Consider the following 12256-nt stretch of genomic DNA (forward strand, 5'->3'; position numbering starts at 1 on the left):
CCGCGGTCCCTCGGTCGGGTCGATGAGCGACCCCGACGCGGAAGCGGACTCGCCGCGCTCCGGAACGCGATCGGCCCCGCCCGCCCTCGACGCGGTAGCGGTGGGCAGCGCGGTCGAGGACCGGGTCTACGCGCTGACCAACCTCCCCGAACCCGACGGCGGCGCGTTCGTCCGCGACGAGGCCACCGCGGTCGGCGGGGTCGCCGCGAACGTCGCGGCCGCCCTGACTCGCCTCGGCCGCGAGACCGGCGTCGTCTCGCGGGTCGGCGACGACGAGGCCGCCGACCGGATTCTGGCCGACCTCCGCGAGCGGGGCGTCGACGCCCGGCGCGTCCGCCGCGGCGCGGATGGCGAGCGGACCTCCTACTCGCTGATTCTGCGCGACCCGGAGGGCGAGCGCATGATCGTCGCGGGCGGCGAGAGCGTGCCGAACCTCCGGCTGGCCGACGCCGACCGCGAGTACGTCCGGCGGGCCGACGTCGCGTTCACCAGCGCCTACGCCCCCGACCCCGTCGTGTCCGACCTGGCGGCGGCCGCCGGCGACGGCGAGGAAGCGGATGACAGCGACGGGGACTTCCCCCCGCTGGTCTTCGACCTCGCCGGTCCGCTGTCGGAACTCGAAGACCGGGCGACCCGCCCGGAGACGCTCGACGCGCTCCTGCCGGTCTGCGACTGCTTCGTCGCCAACGAGGTGTCGGCCCGGTCGTATCTCGGCACAAACCCCCGGACGGCCGTCGAAACCCTCCGCGACCGGGGCGTCCGGCGGGCCGCGGTCACTCGCGGGACCGACGGCGCGCTCCTGCTCGCCGAGAACGGGGACGTCGTCGAAATTCCGGCGTTCGAGGTCGAGACCGTCGACACCACCGGCGCGGGCGACGCGTTCACCGCCGGGCTGATCCACACGTGGCTGCTCGGCGGGGAGTCGCCCGAGACTGCCGGCCGGTTCGCGGCCGCGACCGCGGCGCTCAACTGCACCGCGGCGAACGCGCGGGGCGGGCTGCCGACCGACGGAGAAGTACGGAAGTTCCTCGACGAACGGTAGCCCGCTCAGCGCGCCTCGTCGGCGGCCGCGACCAGTCGCTCGACGCGCTCCGCCGAAACGGGATTCGTCGTCTCGCCGCCCTCCTTGAGCGCGGTGCCGACGATGACGCCGTCGGCCGCGTCGAGCAGGTCGGCGACGTTCTCGGTCGTGGTACCGCTTCCGACGAGAATCGGCGCGTCCAGACCGGCCTCGTCGCGGGCCGCCGCCGCGGCTCCGAGGTGGTCGGCCGCGACTTCGTGGCCGGTGCCGGCGCCAGAGACGACGATCCCCTCGGCCAGCCCGCGCTCGACCGGTTCGGCGACCGCCTCGGCGTCGAGGGGGCGTTCGGCGAGCGCGGCGGAGTGTTTCACGTCGAGGTCCGCGAAGATGCTGACGTCGGCGCCGAGTCGCTCCCGGAGGCGGACCGTCTCGTGGGCCCGGCCCTCCACGACGCCCTGGTCGGTCACGCGAGCCCCCACGTGGACGTTCACGCGCACGAAGGCGGCGTCGACCGCGGCCGCGATCGACAGCGCGGCCGCGGCGTCGTTCCGGAGGACGTTGATCCCCATCGGGAGGTCGACCTCGTCCCGGAGGTCGGCGGCGACCCGGGTCATCGACGCGACCACGTGGTCGGGCACGTCGTCGGGGTAGAACGGCGCGTCGCCGAAGTTCTCGACGAGTATCGCGTCGACGCCGCCGGCCGCGAGTCGCCTGGCGTCCCGGAGCGCGGCCTCCCGGACCGCCGCGAAGTCGCCGTCGTACTTGGGCGCGCCCGGCAGCGGCCCGAGGTGGACCATCCCGACGACGGGCCTCTCGGCGTCGATCGCGGGGACCGAGGTCATTCGTCGGCGTCCCCGGCGACTTCGACCCCGTCGTCGCTCTCGTCCCGCCCGGACCCGTCGCCCTCGCCCGGTTCGCCCTCGGCGGCCGCGGTCTCGGCCTCCACGTCCCGGGCGACGTGCCAGAACGCCTCGACGATGACCTGCTTGGCCACGGCGCCGCGGGTCGTCCAGTGGTGGGCGTAGTCGAGCATGTCGTCGTAGATGCGGGGCTTGCACCCCGCGGCCTTGGGGTGGCCGCCGCCGTTGACCTGGCGGGCGACCTCGTGGGCGCGCTCGAAGGTATCGCTGCCGCGGATCGAGGCGCTGCCCGAGGGCTTGACGATCACGGCGGCGTCGGTCCCCTGCTGGCGGAGCTCCTCGGCGACCTCGTTCTGCGAGCACCGGCCGTAGGTCACGCCGACCGACCACGGGCCGATCTCCTCGACCTCGGCCCGGGCGACCGCCTTCTCGATGAGCGCGTCCTTCTCGACCCGCATCTCGGCCAGGAACTCCAGGACGTCCTCGGGGAGGTCGGCGCCGTGCTCGGCGACCGCCTCGATGTACTCCTCGGGCTCGGCCCAGTAGGAGAAGTCCGCGAGGTCGTCGCTCCGGGGGTCGTCGCGGATCCAGAGGTCGTGGTCGCGGGTGACCGCCGCGAGCTCGACGAGGTAGTCCGGGAAGTCGTGGTCGACGGCCCGGACCGCCACGTCGGCGGTGCACTCCTCCTCGCTGTCGCCGACCACCAGGTCGACGCCGGCCTCCCGGACCGCCGCGGCCACCTCGTCGGTCCACTGGTGGTGGTCGAACCACCGGACCGACCCCGCCTGCTCGACCAGCGCCTCCAGTGCCTCGCCCACCTCGTCGTAGCTGTCGGGACAGAGGTCGCAGACGAAGATCCGCGCGCCGGGCTCGCTGTAGTCGGCGACGCGTTCGAGGGCGTCCTCGAGGTCGTGGGGACCGGCGTCGATGAGCGCGCCTTCCCCGTAGGCCTCCCGGACGAGCGCGGTGCAGGCGAGGCCGTCGGCGTCGGGGTCGGCCACGACCGCCACGTCCGCGCCGGTCAGCGTCTCCTCGGCCTCGGCCTCCTCTCGGGCCTCCTCGATCGAGTCCGGGACGAAGAAGCCCTCGCCGGGCAGGATGGACTTCCGTTCGAGCGAGAGGTTGTCGTCGTCGATGACCCAGTCCTTCATACGCCCCGTTTCGGGCGGACACGAAAGAATCACCCGGTTGGCGCACGGTGGTCACCTGGTTGGCGCACGGCGTTCACCTGATTGCCGGACGGCGTGTTAGCTCTCGGACGGCCGCCTCGCAGGCCGACCGCGGCCCCACGTCACTCGTCGCTGGCGAGCTGGCGGACGGTCAGCACCGGCACGGGACACGACCGGACGACGCGCTCGGCCACGCTGCCGATGAGGAACCGGTTCTCGCCGTGGCGGCCCCGGGTCCCGGTCGCCACCACGTCGGCGCCGCAGTCGCGGGCGTACTCGGGGATCTCGGACTCGGGTCGGCCCTCCCGGACCGCGGTCACCACCTCGCGGTCGGCGCGATCGCGCACGGCGTCGAGCGCCTCCTCGCCCTGGGACTCCAGCGCGTCGCGGAGCTGCCCGCGGAGCTCCGCGGGCGAGGACTCGACCTCGCCGGTGTCCACGACGTAGAGGGCGTGGACCGCGGCGTCGAACCGCGCGGCGAGGTCGAGCGCGACCCGGACGGCGCGGGAGACGCTCTCGGACCCGTCCGTGGCGATGACGACCGTATCTATCATGTGTTGGTCTACCGGTGGACGCCTCTTAAACTTCCGTGGGTCGACCGGGCGGCCGCCCGGTGCGGGCGAGCCGACCCCCTGCGAGTCCAGTTTGCTGTACGGAATCCGGTAATACCTGCGAGCGGTCGTCCCGACCGCGGGCCCGTCCCGTCGGGTTTCTTTCGGCAGCGAGAACGGCGACGTGGCGTCTCACGGGCCCCGATTTCGGTGGAAAAGTCGAAGGGTATTTGACCGCGGACATTCCACTTCCGACTAATTGTGAGTGACTTACTGTCAATCTCGGATCTGCGGACGCAGTTCAACACCGAGCGCGGTGTCGTCGAGGCGGTCGACGACTTCGACCTGACGATCCGGGAGGGCGAGACGGTCGGGCTCGTGGGCGAGTCCGGCTCCGGCAAGAGCGTCAGCGCCCTCTCGCTGCTCCAGCTCGTCGACGACCCCGGCGAGATCGTCGACGGCGAGGCGGCGTTCCGCCACGAGGAGCTGACCGCCGAGTTCGCCGAGCGCTACCCCGGCGGCGTCGGCGACTTCGTCTTCCCCGACGAGGGGTACGTCGACCTGCTCGCGGCGCCCGAGAACGCGATGCGCGAGATCCGGGGCGGCGAGGTCAGCATGATCTTCCAGGACCCCATGACCTCGCTCAACCCCGCGCTGACCGTGGGCGAGCAGGTCGCCGAGAGCCTCCGGCTCCACCAGTACGGCGGCCGCAAGAAGGACTCGTGGTGGAACGCGGTCCGGGAGATCGCGCCCAGCCTCGGCGGGAAGGACATCGACGAGGCGGTGCTGGAGGACACCGTCGACATGCTCGAGGAGGTCGGCATCCCCGAGCCCACCGAGCGGGTCGAGGAGTACCCCCACGAGTTCTCGGGCGGGATGCGCCAGCGCGTGCTCATCGCCATCGCGCTAGCCTGCCAGCCGAAGCTGCTCGTGGCCGACGAGCCGACCACCGCGCTCGACGTCACCATCCAGGCCCAGATCCTCGACCTCGTCAACGACCTCCAGGACGAACTCGGCATGTCGGTCCTGTTCATCACCCACGACCTCGGCGTGGTCGCCGAGACCTGCGACCGCGTCGCGGTGATGTACGCCGGCGACATCGTGGAGGTCGGCCCGGTCGACGAGATCTTCCACAACCCGAGCCACCCCTACACCTACGCGCTGCTCGAGTCCATCCCCCGCGAGGACAAGGAGCGGCTCACCCCCATCGAGGGCAACGTCCCCGACCTCATCGACATGCCCGAGGGGTGTCACTTCGCGTCGCGCTGTCCCTGGGCCCAGCCCGAGTGCACCGGCGGCGAGATCCCGAACCTCCAGCACGGCCCGGCCGACGTCGACCACCGCGCCAAGTGCGTCCTCGAGGAGTTCGACGAGGGCCAGTACGGGGAGGACCGCGAGGGCATCACCGCCCGCGACCACGAGGTCGGCGACCGGCTCCTGTCGGTCGACGGGATGAAGAAGCACTTCTCGCGGGCCGACGGCCTCCTCGACGAACTGCTCGCCGACGAGATAGAGAGCGTCAAGGCGGTCGACGGCGTGAGCTTCGACATCTACGAGGGCGAGACGGTCGGGCTGGTCGGCGAGTCGGGCTGCGGCAAGTCGACCGCGGGCCGGACGCTGCTCCGCCTCGAGGAGCCGACCGAGGGCCGGATCGTGTTCCAGGGCACCGACCTCTCGGAGCTCGACCGCGAGGAGCTCCGCGAGAAGCGCAAGGACATGCAGATGATCTTCCAGGACCCGCTGTCGAGCCTCGACCCCCGGATGACGGTGGGCCAGATCATCGCCGAACCCCTGAAGATCCACGACCTGCCCGAGGAGGCCCCGCCGGATGGCACCTCCCGCAAGCAGCAGCGCCGCAACCGGGTCGTCGAGCTGATGGAGGCGGTCGGGCTCGAACCCGGCCAGTTCGACCGCTACCCCCACGAGATCTCCGGCGGCCAGCGCCAGCGGGTCGGCATCGCCCGGGCGCTGGCGGTCGACCCCGACTTCATCGTGGCCGACGAGCCGGTGTCGGCGCTGGACGTCTCGGTCCAGGCCCAGATCCTGAACCTGCTGGAGGACCTCCAGGACGAGTTCGGACTGACCTACCTGTTCATCGCCCACGACCTCAGCGTCGTCCGGCACATCTCCGACCGCATCGCGGTGATGTACCTCGGCGAGATCGTCGAGGTGGCCGACACCGACGAGCTGTTCGCCGACCCCAAGCACCCCTACACGCAGGCGCTGCTGTCGGCCATCCCCGAGCCCGACCCGCGGGCCGACACCGACGACCGCGTCATCCTCGAGGGCGACGTCCCCTCGCCGATCGACCCGCCGTCGGGGTGCCACTTCCGGACCCGGTGTCCGCAGGTCATCCCGCCCGAGGACCTCGACATCGAGCAGGCGGCCTACCGCGAGGTGATGGACTACCGCGAGCGCGTCGAGGACCGGACCATCGACCTCGACGCCGCGTGGGAGGAGGCCGGCGGCGCGAGCGCGGAGGCCGAGACCGCCACGGCTGCCGACGGGGGCCGGCCGGACGCCGCGACCGCCGCGTCCGCGTCGGCGTTCAAGTCCGTCCTCTGGGAGCAGCTGTTCGACGCGGAACCGACCGGCCGCCCCCGCGAGATCGTCGAGGAGTCGTTCGACCACCTCGCCGACGGCGACTGGGACGCCGCGGCGTCGCTACTGGGCGAGCACTTCGAGAGCGTCTGCGAGCGGTCGAACCCGGTGCTCCAGGACGAGGCCCACCCCGCGGCCTGCCACCTCTACGACCGGCCCGAGTAGTTCTCGCCGCTCGATTCCCGCGCCGACCTCCGATTCTCCCCGGCCCACCGACCCGACCGCGACCTGTCAGCCGACCGGCCGAATGTTGCACCCGTTCGGAAATTGAACCAACGAGACCGGGGTTCAATGCGCTCCCGTATCCTTATATCGTGAATGATTGATTGGTATCGGTGTATGTCCTCAAACGACACATCGGTCTCGAGGCGGAGCGTACTGAAAGCGGCCGGCGGAGCGGCGGCCTCGGCCTCGGTCGCGGGATACGTCGACACCGGGAGCGCGGACGCGACCCGACAGCAGGGGGGCGGGTCGGTCACCTACGCCCGGGGGAACGACTCGGGCACGCTCGACCCGCAGAACACGACCAGCGGCGAGGACGTGAAGGTCACCAACCAGCTCTACGACACGCTCATCGAGTTCAAGCCCAACCAGACAAGCCTCCGGGAGGGACTGGCGACCCAGTACTCGATGGACGGGACCACGGTGAACCTCACGCTCCGGGAGGGCGTGACGTTCCACAACGGCGAGGAGTTCACCGCCGAGGACTTCGTGGCGACCTACCGGCGGTTCACCGACCCCGACTACCAGTACTATCCGGGCGACTCGTACGTCTCGGCGTACGGTCCCTTTACGCTGGGTAACTGGGTCGAGAGCGTCAGCACCGGCGGCGGGTCCGCCGCGATGCAGGACCAGACCACCACGGACGGCGGCCAGGGCACCGCGACGGCCGAGGGCGGTCAGGGCACCGCGACCGCGCAGGGCGGCGGTGGCGGCCAGGGGAGCTACACCCTCACCATCGAACTCAAGGAGACGTACGCGCCGTTCCTCCGGAACCTGGCGATGTTCGCGTCGAGCGTGCTGTCCCGGACCGCCATCCGACGACACGTCCAGGACGACAACTTCTCGCTCAGCACGAACCCGGTGGGGACCGGGGCGTTCCGGTTCGAGAACTGGGACACCGGCAACCAGCGCATCCGGCTGAGCCGCAACCCCGACTACTGGGGCGAGGGCCCGTACGTCGACGAGGTGGTGTTCACCGCCATCGGGTCGAACAACACCCGCGCCCAGACGCTCATCTCGGGCGGCGCCGACATCATCGACGGCATCGGCGCGCAGTCGTCCCAGATCGTCCGGAACGCGAGCGCCGCCGAACTGGTCGAGACCCAGGGCATCAACATCGGCTACCTGGCGATGAACATGGCGACGTTCGAGCCGTTCCGCGACCGGCGGGTGCGCCGGGCCATCAGCTACGCGGTGAACACCGAGGCCATCGTCAACACCATCTTCCAGGGCATCGCCACCCAGGCGAGCCAGCCGATCCCGGAGAAGGTGCTCGGCTACAACGAGAACATCGACCCGTACCCCCACGACCCCGAGAAGGCCAAACAGCTGCTCGACGAGGCCGGCTACGGCAACGGGTTCGAGTTCGAGCTGGCGACCTTCCAGAACCCGCGGACGTACAACCCCTCGCCCATCCAGGCGGCCCAGACCGTCAAGTCGAATCTCAGCGAGGTCGGCATCACGGTCAACATCAACCAGATGCCGTTCAACCCCTTCCTCACCTACACCGAGCAGGGCAAGCACGACGCCTGCTTCCTGGGCTGGATGACCGACAACGCCGACCCGGACAACTTCTACTACGCGCTGCTGCACCCGCAGGTCTCGGAGGACAAGCTCACGCAGGGCCAGGACTGGGTCAGCTGGGACACCGAGGGCTTCAACACGCTCGACGTGGCGGCGTGGGCCAACCGGGAGTTCATGAAGCTCACCGAGCAGGCCCAGTCGACGCTGCAGCGGAGCAAGCGCGCCGAACTGTACAAGCAGGCCGGCCAGATCGCCCACGACGAGGCGCCGTGGGTGTTCATCGACCACGCCAAGGAGCTCCGGGGCGTCGCCAACCGGGTCCAGGACTTCCAGATCGCACCGATCAGCGGGCCGCTGCTGAACCGGGTCAAACTCCAGCAGTAGTCGGCCGGCTCTTTTTTTGCGGTGGTCGTAGGCGATCGTTATACGCGATAAGTGTGATAAACGTTCCCGTTTCAACTCCGGTATACTTATGTGCAGTCTGGAAACATGATGCGCTATGGCGTCAGATGACAGTCTGAAGCGGCGCAGTTTCCTGAAGGCGGCCGGCGGTGCGACGGCCGCGGCCACGCTGGCCGGGTGCACCGGCGGTGGCGAAGGTCAGTCGACGACCACGTCCGACGATAGCTCGGACGGCGGCAGCACCGACACGACGACCGAGTCGAGCGACGACGGCCAGAACACCCTGCTCACGTACGGCCGGGGTTCGGGGTCGACGACGCTCGACCCCCAGGCGACCACCACCGGCGAGGACGCGAAGGTCCTCAACCAGGTGTACGACCGGCTGGTCGGCTTCAAGCCCGGCGGCTCCTCGCTGGTCGCGGGCCTCGCGAAGGAGTGGAACCAGAGCGGCAAGACCGCGACGCTCACGCTCCGGCAGGGCGCCACGTTCCACAACGGCGAGGAGTTCACCGCCGACGACTTCATCGCGACGTACCGGCGGTTCGTCGACTCGGAGTACGAGCACTTCGTCGGCGACTCGAACCAGTCGATCTACGGCCCGTACCTCCTCGGCAACGTCGAGAACGTCGAGGCGACCGGCGACTACGAGCTGAAGTTCACGCTCTCGAAGAAGTACGCGCCGTTCATCGCGAACCTCGCGGTGTTCGCGCTCGCGGTCATGCCGAAGTCGGCCATCGAGGGCGACCGGGACCTCTCGAAGAACCCGGTCGGCACCGGGCCGTTCTCGTTCGACAACTGGAACAACGGCAACCAGACCATCCGGCTGAAGGCCAACGGCGAGTACTGGGGCGAGGGCCCCCACGTCGACGAGGTCGTGTTCACCGCCATCGGCCAGAACACCACTCGGGCCCAGTCGCTCGACACCGGCGAGGTCGACATCATCGACGGCATCGGCGCGCAGGCCGCCAGCGTCGTCAAGGGGTCGAGCTCGGCCAAGCTCAAGAAGAAGCCCGGCATGACCATCGGGTACATGGCGTTCAACATGGCCCGGGTCGAGGCGTTCCGCAACCGGAAGGTCCGGCGGGCCATCAGCCACGCCATCAACACGAAGGCCATCGTCGAGAACATCTACCGCGGTCAGGCGGTCAACGCGACCCAGCCGCTCCCGCCGAACGTGATGGGCCACAACGAACAGGTCAGCCCCTACGAGCACGACCCCAAGAAGGCCAAACAGCTGCTCGAGGAGGCCGGCTACGGCGACGGGTTCTCGTTCGAGCTCGCCACCATGACGAACCCCCGGCCGTACTTCGCCTCCCCGGTCCAGACGGCCCAGACGGTCAAGTCGAACCTCTCGGAGGTCGGCATCGAGGTCTCGATCAACAAGCAGTCGTGGAACTCCTACCTCACGTACACCGCCGACGGCAAGCACGACGCCTGCTTCCTGGGCTGGATCTCGGACAACGCCGACCCGGACAACTTCTTCTCGCCGCTGCTCCACCCGGGCATCCCGGTCGAGAAGGTCCCGGAGGGCCAGGACTGGGTCAGCGCGGACGTCAGCGAGAACTTCAACACCGGCAACCGCGCCCGGTGGGCCAACACCGAGTTCATGAAGCTGGTCAACGAGGGCCAGTCGACCTACGACAAGGCCCGGCGCAAGGAGGTCTACAAGAAGGCCAGCAAGCTCACCCACGACGAGGCGCCCTGGGTGTTCATGACCCACACCGAGGTGCTGCGCGGCGTCCACAACCGGGTCAAGAACTACACGGTCGCGCCCATCAGCGGCCCGTTCCTCAACCTGGTCTCGGTCGAGTGACCGGCGCCGTCCGGCGGCGGCGGTAACGAGTCTTTTTTCACGTCCGCGGTTTTCTCTCCGGGTGAATGATCTCCAAGCGGTTCGTTATCAAACGACTCCTGCTGCTGGTCCCGGTGCTGTTCGGGGTGGCGACGTTCGTGTTCGCCATCCTCCACCTGGCGCCGGGCGACCCCGCACGGGTCATCGCCGGCCAGCGGGCGTCCGAGGAGTTCGTCAGGCAGGTCCGGGCCGAGCTCGGGCTGAACGACCCCATCTGGGTGCAGTACGGCCGGTTCCTGCTCGAGGCCGTCCGGCTGGACTTCGGCGAGTCCTACCAGATCCAGCGGGGCACCCCGATCAAGCAGGTGCTGGCCGCCCGGCTCCCGGTCACGCTGGAGATGGCCATCTACGGCCAGCTGCTGGGCATCCTGTTCGGCATCCCGGTCGGTCTGCTGGGCGCCATCCGGCAGGACTCCGTCAGCGACCACCTCACCCGGATCGGCGCGCTGTCGGGCATCAGCGTCCCCATCTACTGGAGCGGGCCGCTGCTCATCCTGCTGTTCGCCCAGGTGCTGAACGTCTTCCCCGCGAGCGGCCGGATCGGGACCCGGTACAGCGTCGAGTCGATCACGGGCGTGCTGACCATCGACACGCTGCTGCACGGCAACTTCGCGGCGTTCCAGTCGGCGGTGATGCACCTGTTCCTGCCGTCGCTCGTCATCGGCATCTACTCGATGGCGCTCATCTCTCGGATGATGCGGTCCTCGATGCTCGAGACCATCCGCCAGGACTACATGCGGACCGCCCGCGCGAAGGGCCAGGGCTCGAAGATCACGGTGCTGAAACACGGCCTCCGGAACGCGCTCATCCCGGTGGTGACGGTCATCGGCATCCAGTTCGGCAGCCTGCTCGGCGGTGCGGTGCTGACCGAGACGGTGTTCGGCATCGGCGGCATCGGCACCCTGCTCGTGAAGGCCATCCGGGTCGGCGACTACCCCGTCGTTCAGGGCACCGTGCTGACGTTCGCGTTCCTGTTCACGTTCGTGAACCTGCTCGTCGACGTGACCTACTCGTACCTCGACCCGAGGATCGAACAATGAGCGCACGCCAACCACACCCGACCACGACCTCCCGGGAGCGATCCGCATGAGTACCCAGACAGACGTCGAAACCGAGGACGTGGGCCAGCGCGGCGTCGTCGAGCGGCTCCGCGCGTCCCCGTTCCTCTCCGAACTGCTGTCGAACCGCCTCGCCGTCGCGGGCCTGGCCATCATCTTCGGGATGGTGGCGATCGCCCTCTACGCCAGACTGTTCATCGACCTCGCGTCGGTCAGCCAGAGCCAGATCGGCACCAACCCCAACCTCGCGCCGCCGAGCTGGCTCGGCACGAAGCCGACCCAGATGATCACCGACTACGGCGCGTGGGCCTACCCGTTCGGCACCGACATCCAGTCGCGGGACATCTTCAGCCGGGTGCTGTACGGCGCCTGGCTCGCGCTGAAGTACGGCACCATCACGGTCGCCGCCTCGACGGTGCTGGGCGTGGGACTGGGCATCCTCGCGGCGTACTACGGCGACCTCACCGACAACGTCATCATGCGCACGATGGACGTGCTGCTGGCGTTCCCCAGCCTGCTGCTGGCGCTGGCGCTGGTCGCCATCTTCGGCGCCGGGCTCTGGAAGGCTGTCATCGCGCTGACGCTGGTGTACACCCCGCGGTTCGCCCGCGTCGTCCGGGGCGCCGCGCTGAAGGTGCTCGAGGACGAGTACATCGAGGCCACCGAGGCGCTGGGCGCCAAGGACCCCCGGGTCATCGTCCGGCACATCCTGCCGAACTGCCTGGCGCCCATCACGGTCCAGTCGACGCTCAACTTCGGGCTGGCCATCATCGACCTGGCGGCCCTCTCCTTCCTCGGCTTCGGCGCCGAGGCCGGGACGCCGTCCTGGGGGCTGATGCTGTCGAACGGCGTGAAGCAGGGGCTGCTCACCGGCGACTGGTGGTGGTCGTTCTTCCCCGGCCTGTTCCTGGCCATCACGGTCCTGGGGTTCAACCTGCTCGGCGACGGGATGCGCGACGCGCTCGACCCCCGGATGCGCGAGACCGTCGACTGACC

Annotated in this window: 9 protein-coding genes; 6 read left to right on the top strand and 3 right to left on the bottom strand. The window is 69.5% G+C overall.

Annotated elements, in window-relative coordinates:
• The first annotated feature begins 22 nt into the window (after positions 1-22).
• Positions 23-1042, top strand: coding sequence for a carbohydrate kinase family protein (locus ACQUQF_RS19735; protein WP_435180852.1), 1020 nt, complete (start codon positions 23-25; stop codon positions 1040-1042).
• 5 nt (positions 1043-1047) lie between these two features.
• On the opposite strand, the gene ACQUQF_RS19740 is transcribed toward ACQUQF_RS19735, so the two are convergent.
• From ACQUQF_RS19740 to ACQUQF_RS19750, 3 genes are all read right to left on the bottom strand, one after another.
• Entirely contained in the window at positions 1048-1863 is an 816-nt protein-coding gene (locus tag ACQUQF_RS19740; protein ID WP_435180853.1) for a BtpA/SgcQ family protein, read from the bottom strand.
• Positions 1860-3032: a DHH family phosphoesterase gene (locus ACQUQF_RS19745; protein WP_435180854.1), complete on the bottom strand. Its 1173-nt coding sequence runs from the start codon at positions 3030-3032 to the stop codon at positions 1860-1862. Before ACQUQF_RS19745 ends, ACQUQF_RS19740 begins: the two co-directional genes overlap by 4 nt.
• A gap of 140 nt (positions 3033-3172) precedes the next feature.
• Entirely contained in the window at positions 3173-3604 is a 432-nt protein-coding gene (locus ACQUQF_RS19750) for a universal stress protein (RefSeq protein ID WP_435180855.1), read from the bottom strand.
• 258 nt (positions 3605-3862) lie between these two features.
• Between ACQUQF_RS19750 and ACQUQF_RS19755 the strand changes: the two genes are divergently transcribed.
• The 5 genes from ACQUQF_RS19755 (at position 3863) to ACQUQF_RS19775 (ending at position 12254) form a co-directional block, all read left to right on the top strand.
• Entirely contained in the window at positions 3863-6367 is a 2505-nt protein-coding gene (locus ACQUQF_RS19755) for an ABC transporter ATP-binding protein (RefSeq protein ID WP_435180856.1), read from the top strand.
• Positions 6368-6541: 174 nt separating this feature from the next.
• Entirely contained in the window at positions 6542-8332 is a 1791-nt protein-coding gene (locus ACQUQF_RS19760; RefSeq protein WP_435180857.1) for an ABC transporter substrate-binding protein, read from the top strand.
• 115 nt (positions 8333-8447) lie between these two features.
• The gene (locus ACQUQF_RS19765) at positions 8448-10163 is read left to right on the top strand and encodes an ABC transporter substrate-binding protein (RefSeq protein WP_435180858.1); all 1716 of its coding nucleotides are present in this window, start codon (positions 8448-8450) and stop codon (positions 10161-10163) included.
• Between the two features lie 65 nt (positions 10164-10228).
• Positions 10229-11242, top strand: coding sequence for an ABC transporter permease (locus tag ACQUQF_RS19770; RefSeq protein WP_435180859.1), 1014 nt, complete (start codon positions 10229-10231; stop codon positions 11240-11242).
• A gap of 46 nt (positions 11243-11288) precedes the next feature.
• Positions 11289-12254, top strand: a complete 966-nt coding sequence (locus ACQUQF_RS19775; protein ID WP_435180860.1) for an ABC transporter permease — start codon at positions 11289-11291, stop codon at positions 12252-12254.
• The last annotated feature ends 2 nt before the right edge of the window (positions 12255-12256 follow it).

It is taken from the genome of Halorussus sp. AFM4, from assembly GCF_051194995.1.
GTDB lineage: Archaea > Halobacteriota > Halobacteria > Halobacteriales > Haladaptataceae > Halorussus.